Genomic DNA, 18,890 nt, shown 5'->3' on the forward strand with positions numbered 1-18,890 from the left:
AAATCCCTCCCTCTCCGTTTTACTTCTGAAGCCCTTTTTATGAAGAGAGGGGCTTTTTTTATTGTTGTTCTTCGTCGTGAAATCTGCTAAATTTTAAAAATCTAAATAAAATCCGATTAAGAAAAAACAACCCCACCTGTGGGGGACTAAGTGGGGGATTTTGATTTTTAAAAAAGTGGGGGGCCGTGTCAAAAAAATGGGGGACACTATTTTTCCACTATTTTCGGCAGTTTTTTAAGATACTTCTTTACTTTCTCCAAATGGGCTATTTGTTGCGCAGAAAGTTTGCTTTTAAGCGTTTCTGCCTCCAAATAGTGCTCCTCCGTTACTTGTGTGTCGGCATGCCCTACATACAAGGAAGCATCTTCTTCCTTTGCTCCTACCTTTAACATCATGGTGGTATGCGTTTTGCGGAAAATTTTGTAAGTACAAGAGATTTTAGGTGTGTCTGCTTCGTAACGAATAATCATATCGTTGACATGCTTTAAGTTGCTTTTCCATGCTTTAGAAAAATTATCAACATTATACGGTCTAGGATTTTTTTCGTCAGTCATTAGTACATAAGGCCCGGGGGATTTTAGAGACTTAATGTCTTCTAATAAGTCTTGAGGAAAGAATACAGGACGGTTTTTGTCCCTTTTTACGATCCAAAAAGAAGTGCCTCTATTGCTATCATCTTCATTGGGAGAAAGCCACACAATACCTGTACTAAAGTCTATTTTTTCTAGCAAGAGACTATATGCTTCTTCCGGCCGTAAACCTGCGTAATAGCCCATTTTGGCCGCTACCCGCATATTGGGAGTACTGTATTTGAAAATCATATCTAACTGCCAAGGTTGCAAAACAGAAACAACCACCTTGCTGGTGGTAAATTGCTTTTTGAGGGTATCTAAATTGATAACCGGTACAAGTCCTTCTCTCATTCCCCATTCAAGTGCCCTAATTAAACAACCGTTGTCTTTATTAGCGCCGTAATAGTCTGTGTGTGCTTCATCGGCATTTTCTTTGCTTTGACGGCGAAAATCGGCCACATCCTTATAGGTGAGGTCATTAATATAATGAGGTTTTATAAGTTTTTCAAAATGTTCCAACGCATAGGTATATTCGGCAATCGTTCGGGGTCGGTACAATAGACGGCCGGTTGTTTTGTTAGTTTCCGTGCGCATGTAAGTAAGAAATTGCTCTTTAAAATAATTCCATGTTTTAGATCCGTCATAAGAGCGATCTTTGTTATCTCTTTCTAATTTTTCCAACCATTTCTTATATTGTTCATCCCTTTGTAATTTATTTCCGTAAAATACTTTTTCATATCGGCGGCCGTTGATTTGTTTGCGGTAGCGATGACCGCGACGTCCCGGTTTTTTGTAAGAAGATATTTTGCTCATGATTTTGTACCTCCAGAATATGGCACAGCGTGAGAATGTTCTATAAGTTGGGTAGCAAGGTCCTGTCCGTTTACTTTAACATCACAAAGCAGGCGAAAATATTTGTCACGGCTACAATTTCGCAAGAGGATTTTGCCACTTTTTAGAAATTCTTTTGTAAATTTTTTGGCTAATTTTGCGGCTTCTTTGCTTTCTTTTGTGCCGCCGCGTATTTCGGGACAGTCCACCCCACGCACCCGTACGGGAATGGCTTTGCAAAATACAGCATATTTGCACGACAAATAAACTTTAAAAGTATCTCCGTCATAAACAGAGGCGAGGGATACTTTGTTAAAGTTTTGAAGTTTGGGGGAAGTGTCTGCCTGTGCTAAAAGAAATCCTGAGCAGAAAAATGGCAATACAAACAAAATTTTTTTCATTTCTCTTCTATATCTATAGAGGCCTGCAACCATGCTTTGCGCAATTGATATACCGCTATACATAATAGTTTAAAAGCAACGAAAATAACCCAAGCAAAGATAATTCCGAGTAGCATAAGAAAAGAATCGTCAAAACCGCTCATTAAAAGAATAAGATAGACAAGAAGGGCAATTCCTGTTAAACCAATAAAAATTTTCATAATTTTACTCCTCTCCTTAATAGTTATAAATATTTTTCTACAGAATAAATATTGTTCCAATAGTCCAACTCATCTTCATTAAGAAGAAGAAAGACTATTTTAGAAGTGTGAAACTCTGTATTGAATGTATTTTTAACAGGTACGCTGTAGTTTGTATTCATGTTTCCGCGCACAGAATAACCATCGCTTCCATAAGCATTAAAATTAGTTGTGGAAGTAATATTCTCATGCGTGGTGTAAGAAACTGTTTTCATTTTAGAAAAAGAGTCTCTGTCTAAAACAGTGAAATAGGAAAATCCTTTCTTTTGGGCTGTTTTAGCGGCTTTTTTTAAATTCGTTTTACGGGCCGTTTCCGCACTTCCGAAAGCATTAGATTCGCAAGTAGCTAAATACAGGCGACCTTGTAAAAACTTTCCGCGAGTACCAAACATCTCAACAGGATCTAATTCTTTAACTTTTGGTGGATTAAAAACATTATAAGTGCAAGCTGAAACTGCTAAAGACACCAACAAAAGTAAAAATATTTTTTTCATTTTATATCTCCTTGAATTTAATATTTAAAGCTAACTTTATTTTACAAAAAAAATGCTCCGTTTTGTCGTCGGGAGCATAACTAATGATAATTATATTTATGTTAATAAGTTTGTCTTACAAAGATTATTTTAGTCTTAATAAGATTATTTTGTCAAGTATTTTCTGAAACTGAGGATTTTTATGACGAGAAATAAAAATGAAGAATTTATAAAAAAATTAAAAATAGCACTATTGGAAAGCCATTTAAATTCTGTTTCTCTAGCAAAAAAATTAGGAATCCAACCCGGTTCTGTAAGTAAATGGATGACAGGAGAAAATAATCCCAAGTTAAGTACTTTAAAAAAAATAGCCAAAACTACCGGTAAACCTATAAATTATTTTTTTGATAATTTCACCGAAGTAAAAGGAAATAAAAACATCGTTCAAAGCAAAAATGTTTCCACCGACAAAATGGATTATGAAAAAGAAATCTTGCTTATTAAAAAAGAATTGGAGATACAACGTTATAAACTTGAAAATTTACAACTCAAATTAGAAAAAAACAAGAAGAAATAAAGGGCGGTCTTGGCTTAGGGAGCTAATTAACATAAATATAATTATCGGAAGTACCGAGTTTATGTTAAGGGTAAAGCAAATTTAGTTTGTATCGGCCCGAGACTGCCAAATCGGGAACGATGCGCCGGAAAACAGGGCGCGGCTCTCATTAGACAATTTGGGGAAGGCGTGCAGACACACATAAAACACCCTTCAAACGTGAGAGCCAAAAAACGAGTATTGTATTGAGCCGTAAATATACGGCATACCTGGCAGGGTAAAGATACATATACTCGTTTTTATTTTAACACATTTTAACTATATGAGTGTGAATTTATGGATAAAATAAAACCGATACAAAAAAGAATTACCGAAAAAAACTTTTCTCCAACAGAATTAGTAAAAGACCGCGTTGGAAATGTATTTATTAAAAGAACTGCGGTAGCAAAACTGTTTGAAACTTCTCTTGTATCCTTAAGCACTACCTTCAAACAAAGAGGATTGCGGCCGCTAGACCGCTATGTAAAGGGTTATAAAGTCTATTTACTGGAAGATGTGGAAGCCTACTACAATCGGAGAGAGTCTGCATGATACAAGAAAATTTACCTAAAGAAATGCAAATGTGTACCCCTGATTTTTTAGAAACCCCCAAAGAATACATACGGGGGCTGCGTAAAAAAATATATTGCGCCAGCAAAATCAAAAGGCAAAGACTGTGGAAACAAAGCCAAGAAGAAAAAAATCGTCAAGAATTAAAATTGCGTCTAAAAAAATGGGGCATGACTATATGAACCTATACAAACAATCCAAATCTATCGTAGTCAAAACGGAATGGTACACCCAACTGCCAAGCAGACCTTTAATTGGAATCATTAGTGTGTGGGACGGAGAAGTGGTAAAGCAGTATATCGGTACTACCACGCATGAAGATAATATCTCCGCCGCCATTAAAGAAATAAGCGAGTACGGCGCCAAATACCGCGAATATAGCCAAGAGGATTATCAGTGGCTCTATGGTATCAAACTGCCGAAGGTGCAAGAACGATGATATACATCTTTGACATTGACGGTGTGCTGGCTGATGACAGCCAAACCAAACATTTAGACTGCACAGACCCCGCCCAACGCGCCGAGTTTAACGCGCTGGTGCCAAGTTTAGCACCGAAACGGCAAACGCTGCGCGTGCTTAAAAATTTGGCCACGCGGGGAAAAATTTATCTCTTTACCGCGCGCAGTGCCGGCATTCGTGTACTTACTCAAAATTGGCTTTACGATCATAAAGTGCCACATGAAGATTTATATATGCGCCCCTTTGGTAATGACGATAAAGACGAAGTGCTGAAGAAGAAAATGCTTTTTGAACTTGCCACCCAAACCGGAGCCGAGCCAAGCGAAATAGTGGCTTTTGACGATAAACCGCAAGTGCGCGCTATGTATGAGCGGTGGGGAGTGTGCGCGTGGAACTTTTGAAGTGTTGCCAATGCGCTTTGTGGCAGGGGGAAAAATGCTCTTTGCCGTATCCGATACCGGAGAAAGATTGTGAATTTTGTGATATACCCATGGACCTAATATGAACAAACAAATGATAAAAGAAGGACTTTTCTTGTTAATAATGGGACTTTATTTTTATGCGTTTATGTGGATGAGTATGGACGGGTATTATTCGCCTGAGGTTGTGCAAGAAAACGCTTGGACGCAGGAAGAAATAGACCGCTATTGGCAACCGTAACAAAATTTGGGGAGCGGCAGCAATGCCGCTAGAGGGGCGGGAGTCTCCTGAGAAAAATAAATTCCGCCCCTTTTTTGGAGTGGGAAAAATGAGATGTATCAAACTTACTTTAGAAGACGGACAAAAGGTGTATATCAATATAGAACATATACAAATGTTTTATAAATTCCCGCAAGAAAAAGTTTCTCGTATCCATTTGCTTGGGGGAAATTTAGTCCTTGTAAAAGAAGACCCTTTCAAAATAGATATGGAAATGAGTTTTGAAATGGCGGAGAAAAACGATGTGGACCACTAAAAAAGAACTGCAAACGGCTTTGAAACTTTCTTGCGTGGCCAAAGAAGAAAACGGCTACCTTCATTTTGCGCCGACCTACCAACACAATACGCATATTGTAGAAGAGGCAATGCAGGACACTGCCAATGCTGAGCAAGCGGCTCGGCGCGTGCAAAACAGTATGCGTTGGATCGGACATGGGCAGATGCGCGCTTGGTGCGCACTGTATGAAACGCACTTCTACTTTAACGACTCTTTGGAAGGGGAAATATATGTATCCTACAATGCCTTTGCCGATGCCGTGCGCGGACTGGACGGACGGGAAGTGGAACTTTTGATTGACAATGGCTCTTTGTGGCTTTTTCAGGGGCAAGACAGTATTTATCTGCGAGGTTTTCCGCTCTGCGAAGAAGTAAAGAATAAAATGCCGGTTTTTGACTTTTCGCAAGCACACAAATGTCATTTAAACGGTTATGAATTAAATGGCTTAAGCGATATCTTGGGGCAACTGGTGGCTATTGCAAACAAAGAAAATGCGCCCAATTTAATGGACAGCGTGACCATTAATAATGCCTATTCTTTGGGCAAAGAATTTTTGTTTGTCAGCACGAAAAATGCCCGTATGGCAGGTATCGGCCATCAGGAAATTTACCGTTGGGGTGGAGTGGGTATTTTGCAAATTCCTGCCAATGCGGCGCGCAAAATTGTACATGCGCAAAAACTGTTAAAACCGGCCGACGGCGAAATAAAGATTGGCGGAAAAGAAATCCTCTTTAATTATGGGAGGTGGGAAATAAGCAGTAAACTGGCCGAGCAAGAAATGATTAATCCGGATTTATTGCAAGCACCTGATGATGCTGTTTCTTTTGTCATGAATACGGCACAATTCAAAGCCCTGCTGAAAAAAGCAAAAGTGTTTAGCTGCAAAGTAGATTTTGTCTATGCGGAAGGTGCGCTGCTGGCCCATTGCGGCGGGCAGGAATGGAACCTGAAAAGCAGTGTGGAAAGCGCCCCTGCCCAAGCCCAACAAGAGCAAGAAATTGAATTTTCACTCTTAATAGATGATATTTTGCCGGTACTTTCTCATATTACCAGTACCGAAGTGAAACTGAGTTATAAGGGGCCGATATGGCCGGTGTGGCTCAGAGCCGGCCGCATGAGATACGGAGTTGTCCCCATAAGAAAGAACGAGGGGGAAGAAGATGGAAAATAAAAAAAGTTTTGTTCCCATGTACCGAGAAATTATTGCTTTGGTGGCGCGAAAATTCGGCGCGGCAGAATTGGGCGCGCTGTGTGTGCTGGCGGCCAGAGCAGATTTTGCGCAAAACTGGGCCGTAAAAGGCACATTGCGTGAGTTGGCAGGGGCATGTAATATGAGCGTAAATACGCTGAAAAACAAGGTGTTTTTACCGTTTGAACGGGCAGGACTGATAACCGTAGAAAGCCAAGATCGCGTGCAAACCCAAGTATTTTTGCGCGTGTTTGAAGAAATGGAAAAAAACGGAACTGTATCAAATTTTGATACAACGCAAAAAAATCAAACTGTATCAAATTTTGACACACAACGAGGGAGTTGGGGGGAGTTATTTCCGCAATTTATCGTAAAACCTGTATCAAACTTTGACACAGAGGCAAAAAAATTTCAAAAAACTGTATCAAATTTTGACACAGCGCAAACTGTATCAAATTTTGACACAGACACCCCCCTTCATACAACCCCCCATGTTGTAATTAATAATATTAATAATAATATAAATACTCAAACTCCCAACAAAAAAAATAATTTTTTACCCACCTTGGCAGAAGTAAAAGCCTTTTTTGCCGAAAAGAATTTTGTAGCCGATGCTGAAGACTTCTTTCACAAAAACGAAGCGCGTAATTGGATTTGGGTGGATAAAGGCGGCAAGCAACACAAAATCAAAAATTGGAAGTCCTGCGCCTATGAATGGAACAAACGCGCCAAAGCCGCCGGCAAGACGAATTGGGAAAATCCTGCCAAATTAGAAGAGCAACTTTTCAAATGGTATTACGAACAAATCTTGCCGGAACTCTTTGGCAATGAAACCGCACGCAATACGCGCTGGGTGCAAGAACGCGGCTCTTTTGCGTTTATTGCCTGTGTGGCAAAGGATTTAAAACGCGGGCAGGAAATTATCCTGCAAGCCACCGAAAGTCTGGAGCGCAGCCGTTTAACGCCCAGCATTAAAGCCGTAGCCAATATGGCACTAACTTTGGCTGAAAAAATGGGGGACTGATTATGAGCATTATCAAAAAATTGAAAGGACAAGAAACGCAACCCGCACCGGTGGTAAATCCAAATGCGTGCCAAAAAAGAAATTGTGAAGGGGTGTATGTGCCGCGCAGAATCGGCATTGTAGATGAAAAAGGAAAACGCTCTGAAATTTGCGTGCGCTTGGTATGCAGTAAATGCGGGCATACCAAACAAAAACGCGATAATACGGGGCTCAAAGAAACCATGGTATATGCGTACGGGCCGTACGGAGCAACGGACAATGTGCTTGATTTTAATGTGCCGCGCTCTTGTGTGGAAGAAGCGGTGTTTGACCGAGCGGGAGTGCCCGTTTTGGGCGCGGGTGGCGAGCAGGTGCGGCAGTATCGGCCGGAACTGAAAAAAGAGTTTGTGAGAAAACTTTTGTCCTTAGTAGATTATGAAAGCCGATGCGAACAATATTTTACTTTGGCAGAGGTGCAAGCTGCCAAATAACCCAAAAACCTCCTCCGAAACCCCTGAGAAATTTTCTTGGGGGTTTTTTGTTGCTCGGCTAAGAGCCGCAAAAAGATTTGTTGCTCTAAAATATTGTTTTAGGAGTCGCAAGTTTAATGAGGGGGAAAATGAGAGAAAAAATAGCAATAAAATAGCAATGTTTGGAAAAAAGATTTTTTTATTTAAAATAAGAAAAATATTGACAAAATTAACAAAATTTACTATGCTAACTTTATAATCTGCAAGCCCCACCCCTCTAATTAAAAAAACCTGTTGTTTAAGTCCTAAAAACTGATATACTATAGATAAGAAAAATGTGTGAGAGTAGGAAAATATGAGCACCTTTCAAAGTTTAAAACATAGTCCGATAAAAGAAACTTCTATTGGGGTTTCTTTGAAAAGACTTTTTTCAAAAAGAGAAAATTTGGATCTTTTGCAAGAGTCATTAAACAAAGATTTTCCTTTTTGTGTGCATGCCGGAAAAACTTCAGTATCATTTGACGATAAAAAAAGAACTGAGCCGAATTTCTCACATTCCGTAAATGGAATACATGTTATTGCTAAAGATCGGAAACAATTATTAATTTTGGAGCAAGAGAGTTTGCGTTTGCGCTCTAAAATTCCTTATCAAAATTTTGAAACTACTTTTCAGAACTTTTTATCTTGTTTTAAACGTGTGTCACAAAACGCTTCTGACATGATTTTGGGTGAGGATGCTATTTTAGAATATGAAAACAGATTCACTTTTCCGATTCAAGAAACGAACTCTTTATATCGCATATTGCCCTGCATTCAACTTCCTCCACAAGATTTTTCTCTTAATCAATTCACAGGAATTTACAAAACTGAAAAAACAAATGGTGTAAAAGCCTCTGTTGTTTCAGAATTGTTGGCCAATGGTTCCAATGTTGATGTACGTTTAATCATTTCTACTCAAAAAAACCAGACTGGTCTTTCGGCAGACAATTTTGACGAAACATTTTTGGAATTAAATCAAACAGCGTGCGAAATATTTTTCAATAACTTAACAGAAAAATATATAAAAATGGATGAAAATGCCCAATAATTTACTATCACTTACCCGAGGTTGCACTACAACAGAGTTACGTTGGCAGAACTCTATGCATGCAGGGCTTGTTTTTTCACTCAAAGAAAATGTATCTGATAACTTTTTTCAAAAAGACATTTGGAAATTAAAGTTAAATGATCTTTATAAAGAGTGTAGATTGAATAATTGGGATGAGGAAGAAGCAGAAGCTATTTCTTTGAAAACCTATTATTTGGCCAAATATGTTTTGGATATTCTTTTTGAGAATCATGTACACATTGAAAATATGGCCCCTGCTCCTGACGGCTCCATCGGACTGAATTGGACCACCAATATTTATTCTATCTATATCAGACTGAAAGAAACAAATATTATTTATACAAGAGTAGAAAACGCAAACCCAAACTATACGTTCATTTCTTCTTGTCAGTATTGGGATATTCTTCGTATCCTTCCAATGTTGCGCCATGATATTTATGATTGAAAATGAAGAGAATTTTGCTCGTTTTATCAAAAGACAGGACTATATTGATTATAAAAACCAAAAAGTCTTGCCACAAGCTTTTATGTTAAGGACTCTAAAGTCAGGTGAAGAAAAAGGAGTATCCGTTCTTTTGTTGAATAATTATCCTTCCGATTTGTGGAAAATTGCGGATGAGCATATCCCTCCACCCCATAATCCAGCATTAGGATATGCTAGCTTAACAAGGAGTCAAATAAAATCCTGTGAAATATCCTTAGATGTTTATAACATTCCTTCAAAAAAAATCCCTCAGCATTACGAGATTAGACCCATATTAGATTTGTTTGATAAATGCCGCATGGCAACCCAATTAGCGGCTATGTCTCATCTAGTTTTTGCAGAATAATTTTTTGGGTCTTGATTTTTTGGTTTTGATTTGTAATAATAATTGAAGCTCTCACGCAAACACTTCTGCTAAAGTGTTTGGTGGGTTTTTTATTTACAACCGCTTCCCCGAAAGGGAGAGCGGTTTTTTTATGGCTAAAATAGATGCGGCAGAAAATATACAGGCGGTGATTGAGCAGAATAAAAAAGATGCTTTAGATGCATTGCAACATCTTTATGCCAAGCCCTGCCAACAAATGGTATTGTTTGAAGAATTTGCTGCCTGCAAAGAAACGCCCAATAAACATCATAAAAACACCCTCGGATTTACCCTGCAAGACGAAAGTTATGCGCGTTTTCGCGCACTTGGATACAGCCAAGTAGAAAGTTGGCGCATGGCACACCCGCAAAGCCACGCAAGCCGTGAAACCATGTACGGCAAGGCCTGCCGCGTGGAAAAAAAGGACAAGATACAGGCAAGAATTTTGTTTTGGAAAGAGAAAATCAGCCAAGAGTGTCTGATGAGTACGACGGAATTGTTTGCCCGTATTACTGAAATTGCCAGAGAAAGGGGCAAGGAACAATTAGAAGCCTTAAAGATGATAGGCAATATACACGGCGTATTTAAAGCCGAAAAAGGCTTACCGGGTAGTAAAGATAACCCTTTAGTCGTTCAGCGGGTAGATTTTTCCGCCGTAGAAGAAGAGAATAAAGCGCCTAAAAAAATTGGATTTACGGGGGAGTGCATCACGGCCGATGTGACAGATTTCGGGGCGCAGGAAATAACGGGGGGCTAGTATGACGGGCCTTGTTCGCATTCCAAACAACTGGAATCCGCGCCCCTACCAATTGCCTGTATTGCGCTATTTTGCCAACGGGGGAAAAAGGGCTGTACTGCAATGGAGCCGCCGCTTAGGCAAAGATGATGTAAGCATGCACCATACGGCTATGGCCATGCTGAGCAAAGTGGGTACATATTGGCACATGCTCCCCGAGTATGCCCAAGCCCGAAAGGCCATTTGGGACGCGGTGGACGGGCACACCGGAAAGCGACGCATTGATTGGGTGTTTCCCAAAGAATTAAGACAAAACACCAATGAAGTGGAAATGAAAATAACCCTAAAAAATGGCTCTGTCTGGCAGGTGGTCGGCTCGGACAGGTATGATTCTTTGGTGGGAAGCGGGGTAGTGGGGGTAGTATTTAGTGAGTTTAGTTTGTGCAAGCCCGAAGCGTGGGGATATATTTCCCCGATGTTGGAAGAAAACGGCGGTTGGGCTTTGTTTAATTACACGGTGCGCGGAGAAAACCATGCCACCCAGTTGGCACGATATGCACAAAATGATCCGGAGTGGTTCTTTTCCAATGTGTTGGCCGAAGAAAGCGGTGTGTTTACCAAAGAGCAACTACAGCGCATTGAAAAAGAATTAATCGGCTTATACGGCAAAGAACAGGGGAAAGTGCTTTTTAGGCAAGAGTACTACAATGACACCGGTGCGGCACTTCCGGGCAGCATTTACGGCCTGGAAATGATGCAAGTGAAAGAAGAAGGACGCATAAAACCTTTGCAAATCAACAAAAATGCCCCTGTTTACACGTTTTGGGATTTAGGGGTAGATGACAGCACGGCTATTATATTTGCCCAATTCTACGATGGCAAGATTTGGATTGTGGATTTTTATGAAAACCGAAACGTAGGTATGCCGCATTATCTGCGCATGTTGGAGCAAAAAGCCTATGAGCGCGGTTGGGAATATGCAGTGCTGACAATTCCCCATGACGGCGAAAACAGAGAATGGACTACGGGAGCAACCCGCAGAGAAATGTTGGAGCAAGCCGGATATGAGGTAGCGGTACTGCCCAATGAACGCATTGTGGACGGCATTAATGCGGCCAGAGGGATTTTCCCAAGGTGTGTATTTGACCTAGAAAAGACAAAACGCCTGTTGGAGTGTTTGGGTCATTATAAACGCAAGTGGGATAACCTGAAGAAAACCTATAGCAAAGAGCCTCAACATGATTGGGCCAGCCATGCTTGTGATAGTTTTCGGTACTTGGCGATGGGAGCCAAACCGCAATACAACTATACTCCGGTAAAAGAAGAAAAGAAAACCGGACTGACATTTAATGATTTGATGCGAAAAAGAAAACAAAAGCGGAGTGTGTATTAATGCAAAAACTGCAAGAGAGTGATTTGGCTAAATTGATTCGGGCTGACCTGCGTTCCATTGGGGCAAAGGCCCCGCAGTATGGCGGCGGCGAGAACGTGGAAAATCTGCGCGCTTATTTGCGCCGATATTGTGAGCCTTTTTTGCGCGGACTTATCAAGGAAGGAGTTATCGCGGATTTTAAAATCGGCATCAGCACTACATTTTTTTATTACCCGAAATTGCGGGTCATTTTTAAAAATCAAAAGTATTTTGAAGTGCCGCTGTCCGGTGTTTATCCGATCAAAGCAGGGTTAATTGTTTAGGGGGCAAAATGAAAGGGGTCAAATTTTATCAAAACTTAATCTCTGACGAGAAAAAACGGCTTGAAAATTGGTTAGATGAAGCATGCGAATGTAAAAGCCTTTATAAGACCGAAAGGCGCTACAACGTGCTTTATGCCAACACCGATTTACTCCTTTCCGCCTTAGTCACTAATAACCCCAAACCTGTTATCCGCGTAAGATTTGCCAAACAAAACGCGGAAAACCCTGCCGAGCGCAATTTGGCGCGCACTTGCGGGGAAGTGGCCGAAAGAGCCGTCATTTATAACAATGACAATTTTGATTTAAGAAACGCCATTTCCGATGCCGCTTTGGAAACGCTGTTGACGGGGCGCGGTGTGTTGCGCGTGTGCTACGAGCCGACCATTGAAGCCAAAAAAGTGACAGGGCCTTTCTTCGGGCCGAGTGGCGAAACCTTGGGCGTGGTGGAAGAAGAACAGGAAGAAATCGTCGCGCAAAAAGTGACATTGCAAAGCGTTGCTTATAAAGATTTTCTTTGCTCGCCGGTATCTGATTGGTCAAAAGTTTGGTGGGTGGCTTTTAAGCACTTGATGAGCCGCGAAGAACTGGTGAAACGTTTCGGTCCGGAAGCGGAAGAAGTGCCGCTTTCTTTAAAGGAAACCCCCGGCGGAAAAAGCGCAGAAGGAAAGGAAATCAAAGAAGTGGCGGCCGTGTGGGAAGTGTGGGACAAAAATGAGAAATCCGTTTCGTTTGTGGTGGAAGGCTACCCGAAAATGCTTGCGCAGGAAGAAGACCCTTATGGGTTGGAAGGATTTTTTCCAGTGGCTCGCCCCTTGCAGTTTGTGCACGGAGAAGATATGACCCCCGTGCCGGAATACAGGCTTTACAAAAGAACGGCCGAAGAACTGACTCAAGTGGTAAAGCGAATAGACGAAAACGTAAAGAACATTCGCTCCCGCGCCTTTTATGCCGCCAAATATAAAGATGAAATGGCGAAATTGGACGAAGCCGAAGATAACACGAGTATTCCCATAGATGCCAATGTGGCTGAACTTGCCCAAAATGGCGGGATTGGCTCTTTGGTGGCTGAATTTCCGAATGCAGGCAAAAGTCAAGTCTTATCCGTGTTGGAAGCGCGCAAACAAAGTGCGCTCGCAGAGATTTATGACATCACCGGCATAGCCGACATCATGCGCGGTGTAAGCGACGCCGCCGAAACTGCCGCGGCGCAACGCATTAAAGGGCAATTCGGCTCCGTACGTTTAAGAGCAAGACAAACGGCCCTGCAATGCTTTATCCGCGATGCTTTCCGGTTGGCAGCAGAACTTGTATGTGAGCATTTTACACCCGAGATTTTGCAGCAAATTTGCGTTTTAGATTTGCCAACGGATGAGCAAAAAGCGCAATTTTCAAACGCGCAACAAATGGGGCAAATGCTGCCGCCTGCCGCTTTAGAAGCGCTAAATAAGCCGACGTGGAGCGATATTCTGCAGGTATTGCGCAAGGACCGCTTGCGCAATTACACGCTTGAAGTGGAAAGCTCCGGAACGATTTTTGACGACACTGAAGAAAACAAAGCACAACGTTTGGATTTGTTTAAGAACATTAGCGCTTTACTTTCCCAAAGTCTGCCTTTTATGCAAGGCAACCCCGAATTTATTGACGCCATTAAAGACAATGTGCTGTATGTGGTGGATGCGTTTCCGCAGAGCCGTGTGCTGAAAGAAAGTTTTGAAAATGCTTTCGCCGCGTGGGAAGCACGCATCAAACGTCCGGCTCCGGCTCAGCCTACACCCGATCAAATTATTGCGCAGGCCGAACAATTAAAGGCCCAAGCCGAGCTGATGAGCGCCCAAGCAAGACAGGCCGAAGCGCAAGCCAAAATCATCCAAGCAGGCGAAAAGCTGAACTTGGATAAAGCAAAGTTGGCCAAAGACACGGCTAAAGATGTGGAAAATTTGAAACTTAAACGAGCACAGCTTGACGCGGAAATCGCCAAGCTCCAAGCTCAAAATTGGGAGTAAAACATGGAAAAAGAAAAAGACACTCCGAAACCTTCGGACGACGTCACGATAGAAGAACAAACAACCGGCGATGCCCACTTAGATCTCATCGCCCAAGCGGAAGCAGAATTGGACAAAGACCCGCAAGACTCCGACGAAACGGATCCGGAAGAAAAAGATATTCCGACCGGAAAAGAGGAAGACCCGGAAAAAACCGATACCGCTGACCCGCACGCAGATGAGAAAATCAAAAAGTTGGAAAAGTTGGTTGCCAGTTGGCCGGAAGAAGAACGTAAGCAGTTCTTTGGTGCTCCGGCTGAACTGCAGGAACTTTTAGGCAAGCATTACCGCAACATGCTGACCGATTACAAACGCAAGACGCAGGAAGCTTCTGCTTTGCGTAGCAGCATTGAGCAGGAACTCTCTGCCTTACGTCCTGTGGTGCACGGCAAATACCGCTCGATGGCGGACTTTGCTCAGTACGTCGCCGAAATGCAGAACTTTGAAGCCGAATTTAAACGCGACCCGCGCCGCACTTTGGCTATTTTGGCTCAAGAGGCAGGGTTAGATTTGGCAGAACTCGGCTCTTATCAGCCGGATCCTGCCGCAGAGGCTATGCGGCCTTTGCAAGCCGAAATGGCGCAAATCCGCGAACTTTTAAGCCACCGCGCTCAACCTTTACCCCAACCTGCACCACAGGAAGATGAAGATGTGCGCAAGCAGGCGCAAGAGTTTGCTGATGCTGTGGACGCAAACGGGAACAAATTGCACCCGCACTTTGCTGAAGCGGCGCCGTTTATGGGCTTAATCATGCAGCGTGACGGCCATAGTGACCTTGAAAAAGCCTACCAAGAAGCACTCTACTCCCTGCCCGGTGCACGCGCTGAAATCTTGAAGAAACAGCAAGCAAGCGCGGCGGCCAAAAAAGCGGAGTTAGACAAAGCTCATAAGGCAGGCAAGGTGCATCTCAAAACGTCCGGCATTTCCGGTGCCAAACCGAGACCGAAAGGAATACTTGATTTAATCGCCGAAACCGAAAAAGAGTTAGACGGCGAATAAAGGAGAATGAACAATGGCTAGTTTTAACGACTTGATCGTAAGCACGCTCCGCAAATGGAGCAAAACCTTGGCTGACAACGTGACCAATCACAGCCCGCTTTTGGCCAAGCTTAAAGAATTGGGCGGCATCGTTGCCGAAGACGGCGGTGTTGCCTTAGAAGAAAACATTGAAGCGGCCGAAAACGGCACTTTCAAATGGTACAGCGGCTTTGAAACGCTGGACGTGACCGAAAGCGATGTACTTGCTACCGCTCTTTACGACTGGAAGCAAGCCAACGCCAACGTCATTATGACCGGATATGAAATCCGCAACAACAAAGGCTCTCAAACCAAGAAATATAATCTCTTGGCTGCCAAAATGAAAAACGCAGAGCACACGATGAAAAACAAAGTGTCCGCTTCTGCCTATTCTGACGGCACCGGAGAGGGCGGTAAAGAATTGACCGGTTTGCAGGCTTTGGTGTCTGACTCTCCGGCTACTTCTTCCGTCGGTGGCATTGATGCCGCTGAAAAAGCCTTTTGGCGCAACCAGGCTTACTCTTTTGCTACGGATGCTTCCGTTTCTGCTGCTCCGACCCCTGCGCAAATGTTAGAGGCTATGGAAGAAATGATTTTGCGCACGACCCGCAATAGCGACCGCCCGAACTTGATTTTGGCTTCCGGCGATTTCTATCGCGCTTACAAAGCCGCTTGCACGAGCATTAAACGCATTTCTACCGAATCGGTTAAATTCGGCGATGCGTCTTTTGCCGCGTTGGAGTTTGAAGGCATCCCCGTCATTTACGATGCCAACTGCCCTGCAAGCCACATGTACTTCTTGAACTGCAATTACTTAAAATTGCGCCACCACAAAGATGCGTACTTCACGCTTGATGAAGAACGCTTGCCGGTCAACCAAGATGCCAAAGTGTTCCCGATGTTGTTCCAAGGGAACTTGACCTGCTCTAACCGCAACTTGCAGGGTGTCATCACTGCTTAATTTGCGTTTATTGCCTATGCGCCCTTCGGGGCGCATGGGCGGCCATTATAGGAGATAAAAAATGTCTGAAATTACGAAAGAACTTTTTGGAACGTCTTACAAAGAAACCTGCGGTACTTTGTCTGTGTTGGACGCGACCACCGGAACGTATAAACAGGTAAAAGAAAAAAATGTCATGGGCCGTTTTGCCAAAATTCAAATTTTAAACGGATTTAAAAGCCGCCAAGCAGGCAAGGAAGTCTTTGACGAAGTGGTAGTTTGCCAAATCAAAATTAAAGACTCTGTGAACAAAGATGTGGTGTCTCATAAAGTAGTTGGCGCAAAGGGAGCAGAACTGAAAGAACGTTTTGCTACCGCATGGGATGAGTATGAGAAATTGGCCGCGCCTAAAAAAGCGGACAAAGAAGAAAAAGAATCTAAAAAATAGGTGATATATGACCGCCCTGGAAATTATGCAAAATATGGCCCGCGTGTTAGGCCTTGAATTACCGCAAACCTTGTCTTCGCTGAGTGATACGACGGCGCAAAGGCTGTTTGGTATTTTAAATCGTGCCTTGTCAGATGTCGCGCAGGCTCATAATTGGCAAGTGTTGCAGAGGCAAGTGATTTTTAGGGCGGCCGTTTTAAACGACGCCTACAACGAAAAAACCGGCGGTTTGAAATTGTCGGTTTTGGCACCTGATATGGCACATGTCGCTATCCCACAAATTTACGAAATGGGATCTTCTTCCGGTGCTTTGTACCTTCCACCGGATCAATATACGCAAGTATTGGTGCAAGGAATCGGCGGAGCGCAAAAGTATTTCACGATTATGGGCGGCGAAATTATTTTCTTGCCGAGTCTGACGCAAAATGGGTGGCGCGCTGTTCTGCGCTACGTAAGCAAAAATGCTGTCTTGGACGAGAATGGAAATGCCAAATCTGCATTTTCTGACGACAAAGACACTTGTCTGCTTGATGATGAACTTTTGATTTTAGGCGGTATTGCCAAATTTAAGCAGGAAATGGGCTATGACTACGCAGATGCGTTGGAAGACTACCAAAAGCGCTTGGACAAACTGAGCGCACGCGACGGATTTGCTCCGGTACTGCGCGGAGTGCGTACTCCGTGCGGAAAATTTAATTTGAACATTCCCGAAACAGGAGTGGGCCAATGAGAAGACGTGCTTTAAGACCAACCGGCAGAGACTTGCGCCACATGGCTGCAAGTTTTTCCGCTCCGATATTGGGGTGGAACACGCGTGATAACTTTGTAAGTATGGATCCGCGCTTTGCGCGGGTGCTAGACAATATGATTGTGGACGGCGGTCGGTTGGCGGTGCGTAAGGGTTTTATATCGGTGGCAAAGAGCAATTTTTCATTGTTTTCTTTGGCCGCGTACGATTATGGTGCCGAGAAGAAACTCTTTGCGAGCGGGAACGGCGGCATTTACGAAGTAGATTTCGCCGAAAACAAATTGACCCCTTTGGGCAGCGACTTTTTGGCAGATAAATGGAACTCCATTTTTTATAAGGGAAATTTATACTTTTTGAACGGACAAGACCCTGTGCAAGTGTATAGCGCGGGAGAACTGAAAGCGGCCGAATTTACCAAAGCGGAAACGGAGCCGGCGGAACTTGATTTGAAAAAACTCAAAAGCGGCACCCTTTACAAAAACCGCTTATTCTTTTTGGAACGCGAAAGTTTGGCCTTTTGGCATACCGAAAATGCCGGCAATGTGCAAGGCCCTTTGCGCCGCTTTGATTTGGCGCAAATAGCCAAATATGGCGGAAGTTTGCAGGCGGTTATCTCTTGGACGTATAGTGTTTCATCCGGTGCGCAGGAAAGCCAAATTATTTTTATTTCTTCCGAAGGGGAAGTGTTTGTTTATGCAGGGACTGACCCAAATGAAATCTCTACATGGGCATTGCGCGGAACGTATAAAATCCCACGTCCGGTGGGCGAAAAGTGTGTTTGCGCTTTAGGTGGAGACGTGGTGTATTTGGGCGAAGACGGGTATTATAAGCTTTCTCAACTTTTATCAGCCCCCGAATCAGAACAGGCCACCGCGTTTAGCGATGCCATAAACCCGACCTTGCAAGACTTAAAAAACTCTTTGAAAAATTATGGCTGGAAAGTGCAACCTTACCAAGCAGACGGCCTATTGTTTATCAATGTGCCTCAAACGGGGGCGAACGTGGTCCAACACGTCATGAATTTGCAAACAGGGGCTTGGAGCAGATTTACCGGTATGAATGCCTTTGATTGGGCAGAACTTGGCGGAAATTTGTACTTTTGCGGGCCCGGTGGGGTCTATCAGGCGCAGACGGGTCAAAACGATGACGGCGGGGCTATTTTGTGGGAGTTTATGGGCGCATACGGCAATTTGGGTACGGCTTACGCAAAGGTACTTAAAGAAGTGCAACTTTACTATCAAGGCATGAACGAAATCATCTTTAACTTAAATGTAAGCGTGGATTTTAAGCGGCCATACGTGGCCTATCGTTCCAACATGCCTGCCACGCAGAGTAAGTGGGATTTGGCCGAGTGGGACAAAACCCCTTGGGCGGCAGAAGCAGCCGCCGTACGCAAGCGGATCATTCCGCGTGTGAGCCAAGGCGGGTATTTCAGTTTCGGGTGCAACGGAAATCTGATTGATTGCGACATTAAAATTCTTGGATTTGATGTGTTATTTGAAAGAAGCAAAAATTTGGCATAAAGGATA

26 protein-coding genes are annotated in these 18,890 nt (G+C 43.2%); 22 read left to right on the forward strand and 4 right to left on the reverse strand.

Going from position 1 to position 18,890, the window contains the following annotated elements:
• Window positions 1-206: 206 nt before the first annotated feature.
• Genes IKL48_00015 through IKL48_00030 form a run of 4 tightly spaced genes read right to left on the reverse strand, consistent with a single transcriptional unit; the run spans window position 207 to window position 2,537 of the window.
• Entirely contained in the window at window positions 207-1,385 is a 1,179-nt protein-coding gene (locus tag IKL48_00015) for a site-specific integrase (protein MBR3603074.1), read from the reverse strand.
• Window positions 1,382-1,804 carry a thermonuclease family protein gene (locus tag IKL48_00020; protein ID MBR3603075.1) on the reverse strand — a complete coding sequence of 141 codons (423 nt, stop codon included), beginning with the start codon at window positions 1,802-1,804 and terminating at the stop codon, window positions 1,382-1,384. The genes IKL48_00015 and IKL48_00020 overlap by 4 nt, the downstream gene beginning before the upstream one ends.
• Window positions 1,801-2,004 carry a hypothetical protein gene (locus IKL48_00025; protein MBR3603076.1) on the reverse strand — a complete coding sequence of 68 codons (204 nt, stop codon included), beginning with the start codon at window positions 2,002-2,004 and terminating at the stop codon, window positions 1,801-1,803. The genes IKL48_00020 and IKL48_00025 overlap by 4 nt, the downstream gene beginning before the upstream one ends.
• 23 nt (window positions 2,005-2,027) lie before the next feature.
• Window positions 2,028-2,537: a hypothetical protein gene (locus IKL48_00030; GenBank protein ID MBR3603077.1), complete on the reverse strand. Its 510-nt coding sequence runs from the start codon at window positions 2,535-2,537 to the stop codon at window positions 2,028-2,030.
• Between the two features lie 181 nt (window positions 2,538-2,718).
• On the opposite strand from IKL48_00030, the gene IKL48_00035 reads away from it, so the two are divergent.
• The 22 genes from IKL48_00035 to IKL48_00140 all read left to right on the forward strand — a co-directional run bounded on the left by IKL48_00035 (window position 2,719) and on the right by IKL48_00140 (window position 18,884).
• Window positions 2,719-3,093: a helix-turn-helix transcriptional regulator gene (locus tag IKL48_00035; GenBank protein MBR3603078.1), complete on the forward strand. Its 375-nt coding sequence runs from the start codon at window positions 2,719-2,721 to the stop codon at window positions 3,091-3,093.
• A gap of 315 nt (window positions 3,094-3,408) precedes the next feature.
• Window positions 3,409-3,663 (forward strand): hypothetical protein, encoded by a 255-nt coding sequence (locus IKL48_00040; GenBank protein MBR3603079.1) that lies wholly within the window; start codon window positions 3,409-3,411, stop codon window positions 3,661-3,663.
• The gene (locus IKL48_00045) at window positions 3,660-3,863 is read left to right on the forward strand and encodes a hypothetical protein (GenBank protein ID MBR3603080.1); all 204 of its coding nucleotides are present in this window, start codon (window positions 3,660-3,662) and stop codon (window positions 3,861-3,863) included. Before IKL48_00040 ends, IKL48_00045 begins: the two co-directional genes overlap by 4 nt.
• A complete protein-coding gene (locus IKL48_00050) occupies window positions 3,860-4,120 on the forward strand; it encodes a hypothetical protein (protein MBR3603081.1) in 261 nt (86 codons plus the stop codon). Before IKL48_00045 ends, IKL48_00050 begins: the two co-directional genes overlap by 4 nt.
• Complete coding sequence (locus IKL48_00055; protein ID MBR3603082.1) at window positions 4,117-4,542, forward strand: hypothetical protein; 426 nt, start codon at window positions 4,117-4,119, stop codon at window positions 4,540-4,542. Before IKL48_00050 ends, IKL48_00055 begins: the two co-directional genes overlap by 4 nt.
• Before the next feature lie 100 nt (window positions 4,543-4,642).
• The gene (locus IKL48_00060; protein ID MBR3603083.1) at window positions 4,643-4,801 is read left to right on the forward strand and encodes a hypothetical protein; all 159 of its coding nucleotides are present in this window, start codon (window positions 4,643-4,645) and stop codon (window positions 4,799-4,801) included.
• Window positions 4,802-4,889: 88 nt separating this feature from the next.
• Window positions 4,890-5,096, forward strand: a complete 207-nt coding sequence (locus tag IKL48_00065) for a hypothetical protein (protein ID MBR3603084.1) — start codon at window positions 4,890-4,892, stop codon at window positions 5,094-5,096.
• Window positions 5,083-6,288 carry a hypothetical protein gene (locus IKL48_00070; GenBank protein ID MBR3603085.1) on the forward strand — a complete coding sequence of 402 codons (1,206 nt, stop codon included), beginning with the start codon at window positions 5,083-5,085 and terminating at the stop codon, window positions 6,286-6,288. Before IKL48_00065 ends, IKL48_00070 begins: the two co-directional genes overlap by 14 nt.
• Window positions 6,278-7,330 (forward strand): hypothetical protein, encoded by a 1,053-nt coding sequence (locus tag IKL48_00075; protein MBR3603086.1) that lies wholly within the window; start codon window positions 6,278-6,280, stop codon window positions 7,328-7,330. The genes IKL48_00070 and IKL48_00075 overlap by 11 nt, the downstream gene beginning before the upstream one ends.
• A gap of 2 nt (window positions 7,331-7,332) precedes the next feature.
• The gene (locus tag IKL48_00080; GenBank protein ID MBR3603087.1) at window positions 7,333-7,800 is read left to right on the forward strand and encodes a hypothetical protein; all 468 of its coding nucleotides are present in this window, start codon (window positions 7,333-7,335) and stop codon (window positions 7,798-7,800) included.
• Between the two features lie 334 nt (window positions 7,801-8,134).
• Window positions 8,135-8,866, forward strand: coding sequence for a TIGR04255 family protein (locus IKL48_00085; protein ID MBR3603088.1), 732 nt, complete (start codon window positions 8,135-8,137; stop codon window positions 8,864-8,866).
• A gap of 55 nt (window positions 8,867-8,921) precedes the next feature.
• Entirely contained in the window at window positions 8,922-9,332 is a 411-nt protein-coding gene (locus IKL48_00090) for a hypothetical protein (GenBank protein ID MBR3603089.1), read from the forward strand.
• Window positions 9,325-9,717: a hypothetical protein gene (locus IKL48_00095; GenBank protein ID MBR3603090.1), complete on the forward strand. Its 393-nt coding sequence runs from the start codon at window positions 9,325-9,327 to the stop codon at window positions 9,715-9,717. The genes IKL48_00090 and IKL48_00095 overlap by 8 nt, the downstream gene beginning before the upstream one ends.
• Before the next feature lie 130 nt (window positions 9,718-9,847).
• A complete protein-coding gene (locus tag IKL48_00100) occupies window positions 9,848-10,492 on the forward strand; it encodes a hypothetical protein (protein ID MBR3603091.1) in 645 nt (214 codons plus the stop codon).
• 1 nt (window position 10,493) lies between these two features.
• Complete coding sequence (locus tag IKL48_00105; protein ID MBR3603092.1) at window positions 10,494-11,864, forward strand: hypothetical protein; 1,371 nt, start codon at window positions 10,494-10,496, stop codon at window positions 11,862-11,864.
• Window positions 11,864-12,166 (forward strand): hypothetical protein, encoded by a 303-nt coding sequence (locus IKL48_00110; GenBank protein ID MBR3603093.1) that lies wholly within the window; start codon window positions 11,864-11,866, stop codon window positions 12,164-12,166. The genes IKL48_00105 and IKL48_00110 overlap by 1 nt, the downstream gene beginning before the upstream one ends.
• Before the next feature lie 8 nt (window positions 12,167-12,174).
• Entirely contained in the window at window positions 12,175-14,169 is a 1,995-nt protein-coding gene (locus tag IKL48_00115; GenBank protein ID MBR3603094.1) for a hypothetical protein, read from the forward strand.
• Window positions 14,170-14,172: 3 nt separating this feature from the next.
• Window positions 14,173-15,207, forward strand: coding sequence for a hypothetical protein (locus IKL48_00120; protein ID MBR3603095.1), 1,035 nt, complete (start codon window positions 14,173-14,175; stop codon window positions 15,205-15,207).
• A 13-nt stretch (window positions 15,208-15,220) separates the two neighbouring features.
• Window positions 15,221-16,186: a phage major capsid protein gene (locus IKL48_00125; protein MBR3603096.1), complete on the forward strand. Its 966-nt coding sequence runs from the start codon at window positions 15,221-15,223 to the stop codon at window positions 16,184-16,186.
• Window positions 16,187-16,247: 61 nt separating this feature from the next.
• Window positions 16,248-16,613 (forward strand): hypothetical protein, encoded by a 366-nt coding sequence (locus IKL48_00130; GenBank protein ID MBR3603097.1) that lies wholly within the window; start codon window positions 16,248-16,250, stop codon window positions 16,611-16,613.
• Between the two features lie 7 nt (window positions 16,614-16,620).
• On the forward strand, window positions 16,621-17,343 hold the full coding sequence (locus IKL48_00135; GenBank protein ID MBR3603098.1) for a hypothetical protein: 723 nt from the start codon (window positions 16,621-16,623) through the stop codon (window positions 17,341-17,343).
• Window positions 17,340-18,884, forward strand: a complete 1,545-nt coding sequence (locus IKL48_00140) for a hypothetical protein (GenBank protein MBR3603099.1) — start codon at window positions 17,340-17,342, stop codon at window positions 18,882-18,884. Before IKL48_00135 ends, IKL48_00140 begins: the two co-directional genes overlap by 4 nt.
• The last annotated feature ends 6 nt before the right edge of the window (window positions 18,885-18,890 follow it).

Source organism: Elusimicrobiaceae bacterium (assembly GCA_017520185.1).
Lineage (GTDB): Bacteria > Elusimicrobiota > Elusimicrobia > Elusimicrobiales > Elusimicrobiaceae > Avelusimicrobium.